This window comes from Abyssisolibacter sp. ZYX002 (assembly GCF_056892235.1).
This window is the reverse complement of the sequence record NZ_JARMXH010000001.1, coordinates 1,276,537-1,296,342: the sequence shown is the minus strand read 5'-3', so window position 1 is coordinate 1,296,342 and position 19,806 is coordinate 1,276,537. Positions and strand designations below refer to the sequence as shown.

General features: G+C 30.5%; 14 protein-coding genes. 11 read left to right on the top strand and 3 right to left on the bottom strand.

Annotation, left to right across the window (positions count from 1 at the left end; all coding sequences use genetic code 11):
* Positions 1-16 precede the first annotated feature (16 nt).
* The 5 genes from P3X86_RS05880 to P3X86_RS05860 are packed head-to-tail and all read left to right on the top strand — an operon-like array spanning position 17 to position 6,238.
* Positions 17-1,738: an ABC transporter ATP-binding protein gene (locus P3X86_RS05880; protein WP_483291701.1), complete on the top strand. Its 1,722-nt coding sequence runs from the start codon at positions 17-19 to the stop codon at positions 1,736-1,738.
* A gap of 17 nt (positions 1,739-1,755) precedes the next feature.
* Positions 1,756-3,471: an ABC transporter ATP-binding protein gene (locus P3X86_RS05875; RefSeq protein WP_483291700.1), complete on the top strand. Its 1,716-nt coding sequence runs from the start codon at positions 1,756-1,758 to the stop codon at positions 3,469-3,471.
* Between the two features lie 21 nt (positions 3,472-3,492).
* The gene (locus P3X86_RS05870) at positions 3,493-4,077 is read left to right on the top strand and encodes an MptD family putative ECF transporter S component (protein ID WP_483291699.1); all 585 of its coding nucleotides are present in this window, start codon (positions 3,493-3,495) and stop codon (positions 4,075-4,077) included.
* A complete protein-coding gene (locus P3X86_RS05865; protein WP_483291698.1) occupies positions 4,077-4,796 on the top strand; it encodes an energy-coupling factor transporter transmembrane component T in 720 nt (239 codons plus the stop codon). The genes P3X86_RS05870 and P3X86_RS05865 overlap by 1 nt, the downstream gene beginning before the upstream one ends.
* 14 nt (positions 4,797-4,810) lie before the next feature.
* Positions 4,811-6,238: an ABC transporter ATP-binding protein gene (locus P3X86_RS05860; RefSeq protein ID WP_483291697.1), complete on the top strand. Its 1,428-nt coding sequence runs from the start codon at positions 4,811-4,813 to the stop codon at positions 6,236-6,238.
* A gap of 129 nt (positions 6,239-6,367) precedes the next feature.
* On the opposite strand, the gene P3X86_RS05855 is transcribed toward P3X86_RS05860, so the two are convergent.
* Together P3X86_RS05855 and P3X86_RS05850 are read right to left on the bottom strand one after the other, a co-directional pair.
* Positions 6,368-6,697: a hypothetical protein gene (locus P3X86_RS05855; RefSeq protein ID WP_483291696.1), complete on the bottom strand. Its 330-nt coding sequence runs from the start codon at positions 6,695-6,697 to the stop codon at positions 6,368-6,370.
* A 333-nt stretch (positions 6,698-7,030) separates the two neighbouring features.
* Positions 7,031-8,503 (bottom strand): multicopper oxidase domain-containing protein, encoded by a 1,473-nt coding sequence (locus P3X86_RS05850; RefSeq protein ID WP_483291695.1) that lies wholly within the window; start codon positions 8,501-8,503, stop codon positions 7,031-7,033.
* Positions 8,504-8,926: 423 nt separating this feature from the next.
* Between P3X86_RS05850 and P3X86_RS05845 the strand changes: the two genes are divergently transcribed.
* The 5 genes from P3X86_RS05845 (at position 8,927) to P3X86_RS05825 (ending at position 17,335) form a co-directional block, all read left to right on the top strand.
* Complete coding sequence (locus P3X86_RS05845; protein ID WP_483291694.1) at positions 8,927-10,150, top strand: DNRLRE domain-containing protein; 1,224 nt, start codon at positions 8,927-8,929, stop codon at positions 10,148-10,150.
* Positions 10,151-10,304: 154 nt separating this feature from the next.
* Complete coding sequence (locus tag P3X86_RS05840; RefSeq protein ID WP_483291693.1) at positions 10,305-12,788, top strand: DNRLRE domain-containing protein; 2,484 nt, start codon at positions 10,305-10,307, stop codon at positions 12,786-12,788.
* Positions 12,789-13,206: 418 nt separating this feature from the next.
* On the top strand, positions 13,207-13,506 hold the full coding sequence (locus P3X86_RS05835) for a hypothetical protein (protein ID WP_483291692.1): 300 nt from the start codon (positions 13,207-13,209) through the stop codon (positions 13,504-13,506).
* Positions 13,507-13,660: 154 nt separating this feature from the next.
* A complete protein-coding gene (locus P3X86_RS05830) occupies positions 13,661-16,201 on the top strand; it encodes a MerR family transcriptional regulator (protein WP_483291691.1) in 2,541 nt (846 codons plus the stop codon).
* Positions 16,202-16,462: 261 nt separating this feature from the next.
* Entirely contained in the window at positions 16,463-17,335 is an 873-nt protein-coding gene (locus tag P3X86_RS05825) for a class I SAM-dependent methyltransferase (RefSeq protein WP_483291690.1), read from the top strand.
* 93 nt (positions 17,336-17,428) lie between these two features.
* Here P3X86_RS05825 and P3X86_RS05820 read toward each other — a convergent pair whose 3' ends face one another.
* Entirely contained in the window at positions 17,429-18,277 is an 849-nt protein-coding gene (locus tag P3X86_RS05820; RefSeq protein ID WP_483291689.1) for a helix-turn-helix domain-containing protein, read from the bottom strand.
* Between the two features lie 259 nt (positions 18,278-18,536).
* Here P3X86_RS05820 and yiaY point away from each other — a divergent pair, with 259 nt between their 5' ends.
* Positions 18,537-19,685: an L-threonine dehydrogenase gene (gene yiaY / locus P3X86_RS05815; protein ID WP_483291688.1), complete on the top strand. Its 1,149-nt coding sequence runs from the start codon at positions 18,537-18,539 to the stop codon at positions 19,683-19,685.
* Positions 19,686-19,806 lie beyond the last annotated feature (121 nt).

The window sequence follows — 19,806 nt, the reverse complement described above, 5'->3', positions numbered from 1 at the left end:
ATAAAGGAGGTGAAATATGAACACTTTTATAAAAATACTTAACTTTGCCAAAGAAAGCAAGAGTAAAATGATACTAGCTGTAGTACTTGCAATGACTGGAGTGTTATGTGGGATGTTTCCCTATTTAAGCGTAGCTAAGATTACGGTAAACCTATACAATGAAACAGCAACAATAAACATAATTTTTCTATGGGCAATATTTGCTATAATAGGTCAGATTTTAAAAGTATTACTCACAACAATATCTTCAATGATCTCACACGACATAGCTTTTACTATATTAAAAAATATAAGAGCAAAGATTTTAAAAAAGATGGCTAAAGTTCCAATGGGAGTAATGATTGATACCCCAACAGGATCACTTAAAGCGTTAGTAGTAGATATAGTAAATAAGTTAGAAAAACCACTAGCACATATATTACCTGAGATGACATCAAATGTTTTCGTGCCAATAGTGATAATCATTACTTTATTTATTTATGACTGGAGGATGGCACTTGCATCTCTGATATCTATACCGCTAGGATTTATTATACTTATGGGACAGATGATAGGATACAAGGAAAAATCACAAGAGCATTTTAGAGCTGCAGATGATATGAACAATGCTATCGTGGAATATGTAAATGGTATTGAGGTAATAAAAGCATTTAATCAATCAGCAACATCTTATGCTAAATTCACAAAATCAGTAGAGTATTTTAGAGATTATACTCTTGATTGGTGGAAAAAGTGCTGGGGATTTTCATCTATAGGATATACAGTGATATCTTCTACATTAATTGTTGTATTGCCATTTGGAGCTTATTTATTTATGAAAGGAAGCATTGATTTTTCTACATTTATTACATGTGTGATACTATCACTTGGTATAGCTGGGCCTATAATGGCAGCTACTCAGTTTATTGATGATTTTGCATTGGTGTACCAAAGTGTAGACCAAGTTGAAGAATTTCTAAATAAAGATGAGCAGAAAAGGCCACAAAAATATGTAGAATTAGATGATAGTGGATACCACTTTAAAGATGTAAGTTTCTCTTATGGACAAGAAAAAATACTGCATGATATAAATCTTACTACATTTAAAAAAGGAGTAACAGCAATAGTTGGACCATCAGGAGGTGGAAAATCAACTATTGCAAAATTAATGGCAGGTTTCTGGGACTGTGATAGTGGAAGTATACATATGGGAGGTAAAAACATAAAAGACATACCAGCTAATCAGTTAATGAAAAATATTAGTTATGTTACTCAAGATAATTTTTTATTTGATACATCTATTATCGAAAATATTCGTATAGGAAAACCTACAGCAACAGATAAAGAAGTTTATGAGGCTGCAAAGTTAGCAAACTGTCATGATTTTATTAATAAGCTTGAAGATGGTTATAACACAAATACAGGAGAAGCTGGTGGAAAGCTTTCGGGAGGAGAAAGACAGCGTATAACTATAGCTCGTGCTATATTAAAAAACTCAGATACCATTATATTAGATGAAGCTACAGCATATGTTGACCCAGAGAATGAGATGGTTATGCAAGAAGCAATTAATAAATTAATAAAAGGTAAGACATTAATAGTAATAGCACATCGCCTGTCTACCATAAAAAATGCAGATAAAATAATAGTTGTTGATAGTGGGAATATTGCAGATGAAGGTATTCATGAACAGCTATTGGATAACTGCAGTTTATATAAAAAAATGTGGAATAGTCATGTCGTAAATGCAGAAGCATAGGAGAAGGGGGTGTCAAAATGATTCATACTATAAAGCGTATTATAAAACTTTGTGGTTCATATAAATCCAGAGTAATTTATGGCATAATAAGTAGCTTAATGTATTCCGTATTTACATCATTGTCTATTTTCGGGATATTGTACATACTAATAAATCTTAAAGAGTTAAATAATCACATAATAACAAATAGCTTTCTAATATTAATGATTAGCGTTGTAGGAAAGTGTATTTTCAAATGGCTTATAAGCATATATATGAGTGGAAATGGGTATAGTGTATTTTGTGAAAAGAGATTAGAGATTGGAGATAAATTAAAGAAAGCGCCAATGGGTTATTTTAACGAACAAAACCTTGGCAAGATAAATAATGCACTTACAACAACTATAGAAGAGTTAGAAAAATTTTCTATGATGGCTGTGGAAAATATGATAGGAGGGATAATACAAGCTATATGTATTACGATTTTACTATTTTATTTTAGGTGGCAGATAGGACTTATAACATTATTAGGGATAATAATATCTTCATATATTTTAGTGCTTATCAAAAAAAAGACAATAAAGCTTGCACCTAGGAGAGCGAAGGCAAAAGAAACTATGGTAACTAAGGTCATAGAACATATACAAGGCATAGCAGTCGTTAGATTGTTTGGGCAAGATGTAGATGATAGCATAGATGGAGTTCTAGAAGAAGATAAAAATGCACATATAGCAATAGAAAGAAGTGTTATGACCCTAGTTAGTTCATACAAAGGTGTATTAGAAGTGGCAAGTGGTTTTGTAATTATGATAACTGCATATATGTTATTTGTAGGCACAATAGATTTTGCTATAGGTATGATGTTCTTAGTTTCATCATTTATGGTTTATGGACAAATGGAAACTATGGGTAATGGAGCATTTTTGCTTAGAATAATAGATACTGCTTTAAATAGTATAGAGGAGGTAACTAATATACCAATAATAAAGAGTAATGACGAAGCTGTATCAGATAACTATGAAATAGAAGTAAAGAATATACGCTTTGCATACGAGAGTAGAGAAGTAATCAAGAATGTAAGCTTTAAAATACCTCAAAATTCAAAGACTGCTATAGTAGGGTACTCAGGGTGTGGTAAGACAACACTATGCAATCTGTTAGCTAGATTTTGGGATGTACAGTCTGGCGAAATACTATTTGGTGGGAAGAATATAAAGGAGTATTCAAATGACAGTTTACTTTCAAATATGAGTATGGTATTTCAAAATGTCTATCTTTTTAATGACACAATTGAAAATAATATCAAATTTGGAAAGCCAGATGCTACTAGAGAAGAAGTTGAGTTGGCAGCTAAAAAAGCATGCTGTCTTGAGTTTATTAACAAGTTACCAGAAGGATTTGATACAGTTATAGGCGAAGGAGGTTCGACGCTTTCAGGTGGTGAAAAGCAAAGAATTTCAATAGCTAGAGCTATATTAAAAGATGCAAAGATAGTCATATTAGATGAGGCAACATCTAGTGTAGACCCAGAAAATGAAAATCAGCTTTTAAAAGCGATAGAAGAATTAACTTATGAAAAAACACTTATAACTATAGCACATAGAATGTCTACAGTGAAAAATGCTGATCAAATAATAGTATTAAATAATGGACAAATAGTCCAAAGAGGTAGACATAGTGAACTTGTGAAAGAAGAGGGGATATATAAAAGGTTTGTTGAAATAAGAGAAAAATCTGCTTGTTGGCAGATATAAAATATAAAGGGGTGTAATTTAATGAAAAATAACAAATTAAATTCAAAGGACTTAATAAACATAGGTATTTATACAGCGATATATTTAGCGATTTTCTTTGTGGTTGGAATGATGGCAGCTGTACCTATTTTGTACCCAGTATCATTATTTGTAATACCAATTTTAACAGGTATACCATTCATGTTGTTCTTAACTAAAGTAAAGAAAAGAGGAATGGTTTTAATTATGGGACTAATTTTAGGGTTGTTCTGGTTTAGTATAGGATATACTTGGACTCCAATAGCATCATATTTATTAAGTGGCTTATTAGCAGAATTAATACTTAGGGTTGGAAACTATGAGAAATTCTCTAGTATGTTATTAGGGTTTGCAACTTTTAGCTTGGGAGCAATTGGTTGTACACTTCCGATGTGGATAATGGCAGATACTTATATGGAGCATATCAGAGAAGGAATGGGAGAACAGTACGTTGAGCAGTTAGGAATATATATGCCGGCATGGATGGGTGTTGCAGGTTTAGGAATAATATTTGTAGGGGCTTTGATTGGTGGTGTATTAGGAAAGAAGATGCTTAAAAAACATTTTAGAAGAGCAGGGATTGCATAATGAGAAACTACAACTATGAAGTACAGTCTAATACTAAAGTAAAATTAGACCCAAGAACTAAATTACTATTGATGGTTCTTATAACAACAACAATGTTCATGTATAACAATGTCAAATTAATACTAGGAATAGCACTCATACCTTTTGTATTACTTATGTTTAATAAGCAATATAAATTAGCAATATCATATATTTTGATATTTATATTATCTATATGGGCTAAGGTATCACACGACGCTATCCATATAAACCAAGTATTCAATGGTATACTAGTGTTATTAGTAGGTCTTGTAATGAGACTATTTCCTGGACTTATGATGGGAGCATATGTTATTTCAAGCACAAAAGTTAGCGAATTCATAGCAGCTATGGAGAAAATGCACTTAAGTCAAAATATAATAATACCATTAGCTGTAATGTTTAGATTTTTGCCTACAGTAAGAGAAGAATCAAGATCAATAAAGTTGGCAATGAGGATGAGAGGAATCCAATTTGGGTCAAAGAAATTTTTTCGCAATCCAGCTACTTTATTAGAATATAGGATGGTACCATTACTTACTTCAATAGTTAAGATTGGAGATGAGCTTTCTGCAGCAGCACTAACAAGAGGGCTGGGTAGTCCTATAAAAAGAACTAATGTGGTAAAAGTAGGATTTGGAGTATACGATGTGTTATTTTTAAGCATAGCTTTAATTTTATTTATGGTCTTGTTTCTATAGAGGTGGTGTAATAAATGATAGAATTAAACAATGTTTCCTTTACATATGATAATGAGGAAAATGAAGTAATCAGAAATGGCATAAAAAATATTAACCTAAAAGTAAAAAAAGGAGAACTTGTACTAATATGTGGAGAGTCAGGATGTGGAAAAACAACAATTACTAGATTAATAAATGGATTAATACCTAATTTTTATGAAGGTAAATTACAAGGGGAGGTATTGATTGACAATATTAAAATAGCAAATCAGCCTTTATACGAAACAGCTAAAAAAGTAGGTTCAGTTTTTCAAAACCCTAGATCTCAGTTTTTCAATGTTGATACTACTAGCGAAATAGTATTTGGTTGTGAAAACATGGGGCTACCTATGGATACAATACTTAGTAGATTAGACAATATAAATAATAGTTTAAAGATGAACAAATTATTAGATAGAAGTTTGTTTGCACTTTCAGGAGGAGAAAAGCAGAAGATAGCATGTGCATCAGTTGCTGCAATGAGTCCTGAAATATTTGTGCTAGATGAACCATCTTCTAACCTTGATATATTATCAATATATGATTTAAAGGAAGTCATCAAGGTATGGAGAAAAGAGGGTAAAACAATAGTAGTTGCGGAACATAGATTACATTATCTTATAGATATAGTAGACAGAGTTATATATATGAAAAGTGGGAAGATTATAATGGATATATCAAGAACAGATTTTACTAGTATGTCTAGTGATAGGATTTCACAGCTTGGTCTACGATCTTTGGATACAATTGAATTTGATAAATTAAAGTATATTAAAAAGGAAGAAAACATAGAAGATAAAATAAAGTTCAAAAATTTTAAAGTTGCATACGATAAAAAACAAGTGCTTAATATAACAAATCTAGAACTACCTAGAAACGAAATAATAGGCATAATAGGTAAAAATGGAGCAGGAAAAACTACTTTCTCAAAGTGTTTATGTGGTTTATTAAAATCGCTTAGAGCTAAGTTATCTATAAATGACAAGGAATACAGTACAAAACAGAGACAAAAAATTTGTTATATGGTTATGCAAGACGTAAATCATCAACTTTTTACAGAAAGAGTATTAGATGAGATTTTACTTAGCATGGAAGGTGTAGATGAGCAAAAAGATATAATAAGAGCAGAAAAGATACTAAAAAGTTTAAATTTACTAGACAAAAAAGAGTTACATCCTATGTCGCTATCAGGAGGAGAAAAACAAAGAGTAGCAATAGGAAGTGCTATAGCTTCAAGCAAAGAAATAATACTTTTTGATGAACCGACGAGTGGTCTAGACTACAGACACATGGTCGAAGTTTCAGAAAATATAAAGCTTCTTAAAAAACTAGGAAAAAGCATATTTGTGGTAACTCATGATGCAGAGTTGATTAAAAGATGTTGTACTCATATTGTTAACATTGATGAAGGACAAGTGGTTTGATATAGCCAAAATTTATTTAAAGTTAATGCGATTAATTAATCGGTGTAACTGCATTTCTGAGAGTTACACCGATTATAATTTTTAAGCAATATTAGAATCTAAATGTCTATTAATAGTTTAAGTACAAAATTAACTTAATGGAATTAAAAATGCTTCATGTACCCAGCCAGCTCCAAGTGAAAGACTAAATACTTTTATGTAAGGACCATCTTTTTCATCCCAATTATATACAATCTCCCCACCGATTAAAACACCTATCCTGCTACAACCAGCTTCCCATATAGGCTTATTCCATAAAATTGCATTACTTCCACAAATTAAGTACGTATCAGTAGTACGAGTAACTACTTGTTGCAAATTATTACTCTCATTCATAATATCAATAGCAAAAGCCCCTGTATTAAAAGATGCTAGAATTACAACTACTAATAAAAAACTCATTAATTTTTTATTATTCATAATTTACCTCCTTTTGTATAAGTATACATCTTTACAACAGTTATCTAAATAAATATTAAATTGCAAACAGCACTATAAGCATAACATAATTGGAGCAAAATGTAAATGCAAGACATTGTTCTCGACGGAGTTAATTTACTATTGGAAATTTAAGACAGAAAAAACATTCGGTAATAATATAAAATTGTCTTGTTTTATTAAAAATTAACAGGATTAAGGTTAATAAACACGCTACCTAAAAAGTTTATCAGATAGCGTGATTAGTGTTGATAAATTAAGAATAAGCTTAACCTATTTATTTGTATTACTTTACCTTGGATAAATGTGAACTTATCATTTCTTTTTAACAGGTAAAATAGCACTATTACATGGGTAATTAGGAGGGAGTATTTTATTTGGTGGATCTACCTGGTATAATGCTATTTGACCACCAGGATAATTTCCGTAATTTGTGTTTTGATAATCACTATGATTGTGCATAGGATAGAATTGAGGGAAATAATTATCATTTGGATCACCAGGAGGTTGATTGCAAATATCTATACTAGTTATTGTTTTAGGATTTGGACAATTAACAGGTTCTGTAGGGACATTTGCAATGCTTGATGGATTTACTCGCTTTATAAACTTCATTTGACTACATTGAGAAGTGATTCCATCTTGTCCATTAACAATGTAATTTCTATACTGAGCACGTTGATCACTTGTAGGAACAATAATATCCTTTGTCTGACCTGGTGCTACGTTAATCGTAAATCCTTTTTGAGCCAAATTCAAACTAAAATCATTATTTTGAGATGCAATTTTAAGAAAAGGACTCAGCTGTGCATCTTCTCCAGCTATAAAATAGTGGAAACCATGTATATGAAAAGGATTTGGTTGATAAGCAAGGTTACTCATTCTTAGTAAAAAACTCTGACCTGCTGATACATGGACATAAGCGTTATAACTTACATCGCTTCCGGGCTCTTTAGGGTATGGTAATAAAGTATCAGGATATGCACGACCATTTATAAGCCAATAATCAGGCTTATAGTCTACTGAATTATATGGATAACCATATAAATGACTTTGATGCCACTCGTAATCAATATCTGAAAAGAAATAAACATATTCTTTGTCAAAAAAAGTATGAATATCATTGTAAGCAAAATTTCTGTTTGTTGCTGTTTTTGGTATTTGAGGCTGCAATTGGTTATTAAAATACCATTGTTTCGTATCAGGATCTTGCTCGATGCCAGCATCTTTTAAACTCTCTACAGATGGATAAACAAACAAAGATCCATACATACCCATCTGAATATGGTCGTCTGCACGTACATGACAATGATACATGTAAGTACCGGGATTTGGTGAATCAAACAAATATGTTGTCGATGGAGGTCTTGAAAAATTCCCACTACTATCAGGTTCCCATACAGGAACATTAAGGCTAGTTTCTGGAAAACCATCTACCGTAGTTGCTACTTGCGCACCATGTATATGAATAGTATGGTTCTGTCTATTAGCTATTTGACTAAACCCAACATTAATTAATGTTATATATAGTTTATCTCCAGCCTCAGCATATACAATTGGAGATGGTATTTTAGCTGTACCTCTTGTAGCTAATATAGCTGGCCAATTTGCAGGATTTCTATAGTCTAGATATGCATTTTCAGGCACAATTTTTCCATCAACTTCTAGAAGTCCACCAACAAATCCCCAAACGTATACTTCACGTCTTAAAGTATCACAAACTACTGTTTGAGTTGCTATTTCTTGAAATCCATCTGTACTTATTAAAACATAGTGTCTTACTGCCATTTTAATATCCTCCTTTACTTTTTAGTTAGAACTTATAAAACTCTATAACCATTTTAAAATACTGCCTTGAAAGTACATTATGTAATTATACTTATTTTATTCATTTTGAAAAATTCTGTGAAATATATTTATATTCATATATTTATAGGTAATGTTGATATTCTCATTGTGTAAATAACTATAAATATCATTCATACACAATATTTATTTTAAAAAGGTGACAAAAAATAATTTCGTCAAACGCAACCTATATATGAAAATATTACATAGTTGCATTTATTTACTTTGACAATCAAACTATTCTACACCTATTATTCTAAATTTAAGGGTAGATTATTTCTGCTTGCACTATGGATTAAGGGGGTGTTTTATAGAAAATTAAGCAGAATTGATTTAGAAATTATTAAACAGGAGATGATATTAATGAAATTGAATTTTAGAAAAACAAGTATTATATTGATACTAGCATTCATAAGTGCTATAATACCTACTTTCGCTAGAGCGAGTGAAACGGTGATTGAAAAAACAATATACCCTTCGCATGATGCCTATGTATGCTTTGGTGCAAGTCGTAATACTAATCATGAATATAATGACACAGTAAGACAACGTCTTGAGTTTTTTCAACATAAGCCAGATGGGGCTGTATTTTTAAAGTTCCCTATGGGTGATTTAGCAGATGATTTTTCAAATTCAAAAAAGGCTATAAAGTCTGCACATTTAGAGTTTGAAATCGAGCAAAAAAGTTCAAAAGCAGCCTCTGATATAATAGTTCAGGATATGAGAGACAACTGGGATTGGAATGAAAGTACAATGACAGGAAAGATAGCTTGCAAATATAAAGACAGAAGAAAAATTGCTACTTATCCTGCTGTTTTTAATGGGAAATATAGCATTAACATAACTGAAGGAGTAAAATCTTATTTAAATAATCCTGTAAACAACAACAATATGACGTTGAGACTGCATAGTGTAAAAAATAATGTAAACAATTTAGAAGATTGGTTTTACATGCACTCTAGACATACTTCAAAATCACCAAAGTTGGTCATAAAATATGTTGAAAGACCAATAAAAACAATGACGATATCAGCAGAAGACACTCATTATGTTGCATGGGGTAAAGACATAAAGAAGCATTTTTCTTCGCCATCATCTGCTCCTGCAATTAAAAACTCAAACCTTGGAAGTACTTACTCTAGAACGGCATTTACAAAATTCGATTTATCTACATTAGAGGATAAGAGAGTGATGTCTGCTAAATTTGAATATAATCTTAGAGCATATGGAGGAGTTCAGACTGCACCAACCTTGACTTTTTGTGAAGATATCGATGCTATAGATTGGTGCCAAGATACACTAACTGGAAATATAGCTAAACGTTGGGATAATCATAAATATTTGTTTAAAAACAGAGTACACAGCAAAAGTCATCTTGCTGGAGGTCCTATTCGTCTGAATGACTACGACGGTGCGTTTCAATTTGGTATTACTGATTTAGTTAGAGAATTTTTCCAGAGAGATGACGCTGATAATAAAATGACCATCAGAATGAACTCAAGCAAGAAAGGAAAATCTTATTATTTGAGAAATAACTCTACAAATCATCCGAAAATTATAGTTGAATATGTAGACTTATCATTTTAGAATAGCAATATGAGTTAATTTAAGGCATTATAGCAATAGGGCTGTAGTATTAGAAATTTGGATTAATAGAACATAGCCCTTTTGCTTAATTAGTTATTATTAGATTGAGACAATTAAAAAGTGTTAGACATTTTAAAGAAAGGACATAAAGAACATGCGTAAAATTTTATCTACAATATTATTAGGATTTATAGCATTTAATTTATTTACTTATTCATTTGGAACGAGTAACGAAAGCAGTTCAACTGATAATGATAACAGATCAATAATAGAAAAAGCTATTTACACACATATGTACAATTTAAGATATGATACAATAAAGCAATATTGTAAAACTTATTATGCTACTGATGTGACTAATGAACAAATAGACAGTGCAATTTTAAATCTAGCTAAAAAAAATGATAATACAAAAATATCTGGCGGTTCTTTTTTATTGACATACGCACAATTGGATATGAGATTCAATCAAATGTTGTGGCCAGCTACTCATAATTCATTCGCTAATGATTTCGATGGCGAAAAAGTTGTATCTAACTACTTAAGCAAAGAAGAGACAGGTGATCTTAACCTTAATATAGATGGTGCAGGCAATAATGTATGCACAGAAAATCACAGAATCAGTATAGAAGATCAAATAAAAAGAGGCATCAGATGTATAGATATTGATCTTGGACCAAGAATGAATCTAGGAGATACTATTGCTGACGGAATCAAATCTCTTATTGAGAATGCTTTTGAAAAAGGATGGCAAGGTTTTAAATCACTATTTGGAAAAGCTAAAAAGCCGACCTGGGATTGGACGGATGTATTAGGAAATATTGATGCGGATTGGAGCATAATAGAATGCTATCATCGTATTGGATTTATGGGTAGAACATCTATAAATAAGATATCTAATGATATTAAAGATTTTCTTGATGATAATCCAAATGAAATAATGGTAGTGAGAGTAAGTGATTTATATGATGGGGCTTTCGGTAATCTAGATACAAATGACGATAAATTCTATCATTTGATAGATAAATATTTAGAAAATTTAAATGAACATGGATTATTATCACAAGTAGCTAATTACTATGGAGATGATAGTACAGCTACAGACAAGAGGCATGAATATATGTTTTACCCAGGAGATAATTTCAATGGAAAATCTATGCAAGAATGGCCAATGCTTAAAGATATGATACTTCAAAATAAGAGATTAGTTATTGTATTACCTACTTATAATAAAATAAAGGGAGATTCAAGGACAAATGTAAAGAATACAGATAATGGATCTTTTACAGATCCACCAGGAGGAAGTGAAAAGCCATACAAGTTTAGTGCTGAAAGAATAAATATAAATGATGATCAGATAAAAAGTCTTAATGAAGCACCACATAGATTACTAAAAATAGATCCTATTTCAGATGAAGGCGTAAAAGCTGGATCCCTTGAGGCTGGTAAACAAAACAATAATGGACGTAGAATATATGATATGGTGAATGACTACAATAAAATATTAGCATATAAAGGTGCCAATAGAGTTGTAAACTTTGTTGGACTGGATTACTTCTTTGGAGATAAGCATAAGGATGGTAATAGAAGTGTTGATGTAGTAGATGCGGCAAACAGAATAAACTATGAAAATAGTGGACTATCATGGAATACTGTAACTGAGGTAGATGGAAAATCATACTTCAATTACTTAAGCAAATCGAAAAATTTAGGGATAAATAAATATATAATAAATGCTAAAAGTGATATACCAGATACTCATCCACTAAAGTTTATAGATAAAAACGTATGGACAGGAACAGAAAGTCAAAATATTCAAGGAAAACATGTAAGTGTAATTTTTAGCAAAGATGTAATGATAGATGGAGTTAAATTGAATTTCTTCTCATATGAAGACATTGTGCCATTTGAAGTAAAAATAACAAAAGATGGTGTAGAGTCAAGTGTTGGAGTATTTGAGATTAAGCAAGATAGACTTTCTGATTGGTACCACATACCTCTAAATGGCTCATATCAAGGGAATAAGGTGACACTATACTTTAAAGGAGATAGAGGAATACATCTTAAAGAAGTAGGTTTTAGTGGTTCACAAGTTAAACCACTTGTTAATACAGATAATCTAGTACCAATAGATGACACTTTTGTAAAATGGAGAGATAAGAAAAAATATAATTATCATAGCGATCAATATAACATAAATAATCTAGAAATGTATTCTGGCAAAACTGGTAAAAGTACATTCATGAAATTTGATATGGAACCTTACAAATCTCCAGACAAAGAACTACAAAAAGCTTACCTAAGATTTAAGGTATCAGACGTAGGAAGTAAGATAGATATTCATATAAGAGAAGATAGGGATGCTACAGACTGGAATGAAACTGAGTTAACAGGTAATATAGCTAAAAACTTTGATGACCACAAAGACGTAAATGATTTTCACATACAAAGTGATGGTTATGTAAAAGTTGATGTTACAGATGCTATCAAAAACTATATAAACAGCACAGACCAAGATAATAAAATGACGTTTAGAATATATACTAACTCAGGTGATTGGTTTGTAATCAAGTCATCCGAATCAGATACCCCACCAATATTAGATTTGGTTTATAAGCCAGTAGAGGTAGCAAATTAAAAACAGTGGTGGAAAGCTATTGAAAAGGGCTAACATCATTGAATAGGTAAAGCTATGAAAGTCGGTAAAGAAAACACTATGGGACATTTAAGCATAGCTAGGCGTAGTATCAATAGGATGATTAGGTGCTGGTAATCCTAAGCAGCGGTAAATGGCTCTGGAAATAGTATCAATAAACGGTGTAACTAATATCATAAAGCTACACCGACTGCTGTTTTTAAGATGTATGTAATGGATAGAATTAGTTAACTTTTTTTATATATTTTTTCAGAACCCAACCTAGAGAGCTTTGGACTATATATTTGAGCCCAAACAATAGAAGGAAAACAAATAGCTTATAAAAAAGGTATATGGCTAAATATGTAGAAATATTATTGTTAAGGTTTTTTATATAATTCAGGCGAAGGGAGTACATTATATGAAATGTAGTGGCTGTAGTTATGAAATAAACAATGAGAGCTATGCTTTTTGTCCAAAATGTGGTGTAAGATTAGATGGAAATTTATCTAAAGAAGTTGTTCGAAATAGTAATGATAAATATAAATACAGAATTAACAGTGTTTATTGTAAGGTTAATAATAGAGAAACCGAAAGAAATAATAATGGGGCTATAAATTTAATAAGTATAGGGTCGTTCTTTAAAATATTATGGGTTGTAGTGGCGTTTATTGTTCTAATGATAAGTAAGATTGGTAATGGAAATAGAAACAGTAAATAAATAATTGATAGTGTGTTATTAAATATATAATAATAGTTGACGAGATTACTAGTATTTTTAATTTTGTCAACTTTTTCATTTCTAATTATTGACTTTTACGTACAGTCAAGTGGTAAAATATATAACATAAGTGAATGCCTAGGAGTGAAAACAAATGGATTTAATAAAGATAACTAAGCTATCTAAAGAATTAGATATTTCATCTCGTAGTTTACGGTATTATGAAGAAGTTGGATTAATAAAGAGCATAAGGATTAAATATGAAAAATACCGTTACTATGATACTGATACTGTAGAAAGATTAAAACAAATTTTGATACTTAGAAAAATGCAGATTTCAATTAAAGATATTATTAAAATTTATGAGAGCAAAGATATGAGCATTGTAGTGAAAGTTTTTGTTGATAAGTTAAATAATATTGATGAAGAGTTAGACTCATTATACAAAATACGTGTAATAGTAGATGATTTTTTACAGACCCTAATCAATAACGGAATAGACAATGTTTCGGTTATTCCTGTGTTATATAATAAAGTTAATGAACGTCTGAACTTTAATATTAATAATAATGTTAAAAAATATGATTATAATCATATAAGCCAACTAAAGATTAAAAAGCCTTTTGATGTGCATATAGTAGAATTACCTACTATGCGTGTTTTATCTTCTTTTACCAAGGCTTCAAATAGTCAAGTATCTGATATGGATGGTTTTTGGGAATTCACACATAACAACAATTTGATTAACTGGAATTATGGAGCACATAAATCTTTTGAATTCCAAAACTCTAATATAACTGGAGATTATCAAGGTGTGGCGATAATTTATATAGATAATAGCTATATAAATAATAGTCCATTTGTAGACTATATATTTGAAGGTGGATTATTTGCAATGAGAGCAGCTTATGTTGATGATGATATAGGGAGTTGCCATGATGAATTAGTAGAATATTTGGATGGAAATTCTTATTATCAAATAGATTATACTCCTGATGGCAAACAACGACATGAATCACTTGGAGAAATAGTTATATCGCCAGATGAATCGCGTGAAAGGATGAATATATATATACCTATAAAAAGAAAAATGATAGATGTATCTTCCTTTAAGCCTATTAAATTAAAGAAGAATATAAGTATCAATCAAATCGAAAACTCTAATCCTATAGGAGATGTAGAGAGAATTGACTTAAGCAGTTTAGTACCTACTGGATATCCATATTACTCAATGTTTGATAATCAGTTGATTATGCAAAGTTATATTGACAGGTACAAACTTACTACTACAAAAAAATTTAAAATACCGTTTCGTGTTGATGTCATCGTCAAAACAGATAATACAGATATAAGATTACATTATAATAAAGGAAGTATAATTCTTAACTGGTGGCAAGATAAAGAACAATTAATAATTAAAGATCCAATGTTTGGCAATAGCTACAGTTTTAATGAAAAAGGATACGTACCAGAGAAACAATATATTAATCTCACTTGGATTGTTGGTGAAAAATATTGTGTTGTTATTATTGATGGTAGGATACGTCATTGTGGTCAAAATTATCCCTATATGCAATCTAAAAATAATGAACAAACTTATCCGATATCATTTGCCACTGATAGAGGGAGTAGTGTATCAATTAAAAAGCTTGAAGTTTCAAGAATAAAGATAAACAAACAAAATTATATTAAGGAGGGTGACTTTATGATTAAGAAGAGGATTAGTAACAATAAACTAAAAAATATTCATAATCTAATAACCGCTCATTTTGGAGAAAATTATATGCTTGCTGGTTGTTTAAGATACTTAATGCAGTCATTAGATGAAAAAATAGAGTATGATTATTGGTTTTTTGCGGGAGTTTTGGGTGATACTTTTACACAAGTTTTTGGATATGATTATATGCAGTATAATCATTGTCGCTCAAAAGTTTTATTTGATATTGATACGCTAAAACTTGCATTTGATGCTTGTGGCTATGATTTTTCATTAATAGTTGATGAAGAGATCAATAATAAAAAAAGTTATTATATAAACAAAGTAATAAATTATATTGACAGGGGAATACCAGTACTTGTAAAAACTACGCTTAGAGGCGCAGAATATCAGGTGATTTGTGGTTACGAAGATTATGGGAATGTATTGTTAATATTAGATGGAGATAATAAAGAACCTTTAAGATATGAAACAGGTCAGTATATAAATGCTCACTGGATCTTTGTTGGAGAAAAAATAGTATGCCCTTCTATAGAAGAAGTATATAGGAAGACTATATTGAATGTGCCTAATTGGCTAACCATGTCACAAACAAATAATTGTTCTTTTGGTAAACAAGCTTTTGTTGATTGGGCTAACAGTTTTCAAAATGGCAGTTTTGATAATATAGCAGAGAAAAATCTAGATCAATGGAGACAGCATGGTACATACCTATGTATTTGTGCTACCAATGCGTATAAACAAGATTTTCTAAAGAGAGCTATAGAGTATTGTCCAGATTTAAATTTCATAGGAAACATCCTTGAAGTTTATACAAAAATGCAAGGTATAACTGAGGAGTTAATGAAATTAGAGGATGGCTTTGGGATAGATACTATAAAATTTAAAAATAAATTAATTATGCAACCAATATCTAAAGAAATACTCTGTTTATCACAGATGTGTGATGAAATATTGAGTATATATGAAAACAAATAATTAATTTTTAATTTGTAAACAATAAAATAAAAATGAGCCAGCAAATTGTTTGTTGGCTTTTTTTATGTATTTCGCCATACAAAATTTTTTGCGACTATTACTTATTATGGTTTAATTGGATATCAAATCATAAATCAATAAAATTAATAAAAACATTAATAACATTAAATAAAATATAAAAATAAATTGAATTTATTTAATAAAAATGATATCATAAATTATAAAGTATAAAACATTCTAATAAAAACTGGGGGTAGCATTATGTATAAATCTTTTTTAAATATGATAGTTTGTCCAAAATGTAAAAAACAATTAAAATTAGAGATAATTAAAGAAGAAAATGATGAAGTTATTGAAGGAAGGCTTATATGTAAAGATGAACACATTTGGATTATAAAAGACGGTGTTGTAAATTTAGAATCAGAAGAACAAACATTTATGAACAACTGGAAAGATTATTATAAGGATATTGATTATGAAGAGTTTGATAGAAAAGTAGATGCAATGAAACCTGAGATGGCGAAATATGCTAATCAATTAACTAAAGAAAAGATATTAGAACTTATTAAATCTAAGGAAGCAAAGAATATTATTGATATAGCTACTGGTAGGGGAATGTTACTTACATATTTAGCAGAAAATTTTACATCCGATATGAATCTTGTATGTGTGGACTTAAGTCATGAAGTACTTAAGTATGATAGATTAAAAGTAAATAAAATAAATCCATCATTAAAAGTCAATTATGTGGCGTGTGATGCTACAAATTTACCTTTTAAAAATGAAGCTTTTGACCTTTCTACATCTTTCTTCGGCATTATGAATATGGGGGATATGGTCAGTCAAGGTATAGATGAAGGGGTAAGAGTTGCTAAAGATGGTTTAATCAATCTAGCAGTTATAATAAAAGATGACAATCCAAAGATTGATGAGGTTAATAAGTATTTAAAAGATAGTAATTATGATTTTGATGTAAGAGGAGCTTGTGAAAGTAATTGCTTAAAGGTACATCAAGGTGAAGGTAAATTCGGTGTGACAGTTGAAAAAATATATGAAAATATTGCAGAAAAAAATGAAAATGTTATCCCCATAGAAGGAGAGTGGTTTGCTTATCAGCTTTACCAAGTGAAATAATGTATTAAGAAGAATATATGATGAGTGTCTGCTATCTTGATACTTTGTCATCACTCTAAAGGAGTGTCTACTGAGACACTCCTTAAAAATGGTTTAATTCATATGCTTTATACATGACAGCTGATACTGCTTAGGTGTTATACCATATTTATTTTTAAACAGCCTTATAAAGTTTGATACATTTGTATAGCCTAATTGATAAGATACCTCGCTAACTGTTTGTGTTCTAAGTTTTTGAGTGGATTGCTCGATTTTATAATTATTCAAATATTGTATAGGTGTTATTCCAAAAGTTTTTTTAAATTTATTACTAAAATACGAAGAAGACATATATAGCTTCTCGGCTATATATGCTATAGTTATCCCTTTGTCATAGCCTTCTTTTATTAGTATGATAGCTTCCTTCATTGGATTGTGTATATCCTTGTATATAAAGTTGCAAGTACATTTATCTTTTAAAAGACTGTAGGCTAGCTTTTGTACTGCTAAATCTACAAAGAAAAAAGCATCCTTATCTTTATTTGTTGTATTTATTACATCTCTAATAGATAATATGGAGTTTTTCATAAAGTTAGACATTCCACTATGGAGGTAATCTATATCATTAAAAGATACATCTTTTTCTAATTCTATAGATATTTTGTTACTCACATCATCTATTAAATTATCACTAAGTTCTAATACCAATGCACGAGTATTTACAGGGATATTCATATTTACTTTTGCATAGGGAGATAGTAAAACAAAGTCATCTTTACCATAAGTAAAGCTATCACCTCTATCTACGCTTACATTTTTTATACCATCAATAATGGTACATATTCTATGATATGAGTAGGTACGATACGTATCTGCATATCCTGGCTTAAAATCATAATAGTATAGTTTGATATAGTCTGTTTCTACTGCGTTAAGTTTTTCCCACTCTTTTGTAAAAAACATGTAAATCCTCCTTAAGAATATGATTGTGCATTTTTTATCAAACTTATAAAAAAAGAGATACTTTTGAAAATTAATTGGTAGAAATATAAATACTAAAAAAGATATTATTAATATAAATAATTCAGATGATGAAGTCTTTTATCTGATATATTGATTTGTATACAATCTTAGATACTATTAAGTATACAATATTTATTTAATTCATGTAAATACAATAAGTGAAAAAACATAATTTAACATAATTAGAGGAGGAGTTTTGATGAGTGCGACTTTTTATATGCCTACAATAAACGTTATGGACAAAAATTCTTTAGGAGATTCTTGTAATATGATTAAAAGCTTTGGTTTTACTAAAGCATTTATAGTTACAGATAAGGTTTTGAATGAGATAGGGCTTGTTAATAAATTAACTACTAAGCTAAAAGAAATAGGAATTGATTACGTGGTATTTGATGAAACAAAACCAAATCCTACTGTTACAAATGTACATGATGGTGTTAAACTACTAGAGTCAGAGGGATGCGATTTTGTGATTTCTTTTGGAGGTGGATCACCACATGACTGTGCAAAGGGGATTGCACTAGTTTCAACTAATGGTGGGAGTATTAAAGACTATGAAGGAGTTCATAAATCTAGTAAACCTCAGATGCCCTTGGTTGCAATAAATACAACTGCTGGTACAGCTAGTGAAATGACTATATTCTGCATAATCACAGATGAAGAAAGACATGTAAAAATGGCGATAGTAGATAAGCACGTTACTCCTATTTTATCTGTAAATGATCCATCATTGATGGTGGATATGCCAAAAGCTTTGACAGCAGCTACTGGTATGGATGCATTAACACATGCAGTTGAAGCTTATGTATCTACAGCTGCTACTCCTGTAACAGATGCTTGTGCATTAGGGGCTATCAAGTTAATAGCTGATAATTTAAGAAAAGTTGTTGAAAATGGTAAAGATGAAGAAGCTCGTAGTAATATGGCGTATGGTCAGTTTTTAGCAGGGATGGCATTTAACAATGCAAGTTTAGGGTATGTACATGCAATGGCGCATCAATTGGGTGGATTTTATGATTTACCACATGGTGTGTGTAATGCAATTCTTTTACCTCACGTACAAAGCTATAATAGTCAGGTTGCAGCAAATAGACTTAAAGATGTTGCTGGGGCTATGGGTGTAAAGGTAGGTACTCTATCAGATGAGCAAGGGGCAAAGGAAGCAATTAATGCAATAAAGAAATTATCAAAAGATATAGGAATTCCAGCAGGATTAAATGAAATAGGAGCTAAAAAAGAAGATATTCCAACTTTAGCTGAGAATGCACTAAAGGATGCTTGTGGACTAACTAACCCTAAACAAGCAACTCATGAAGAGATAATAAAGATATTTGAAAATGCTATGTAGATTTATATAAAAAAGTACTAGGATATAATTATTAGATTATGTTCTAGTACTTTTTACATGTTTGAACAAATATACTAAATATAGTAAAATATACATAATAAATAAAATAAACCAAAGAAGG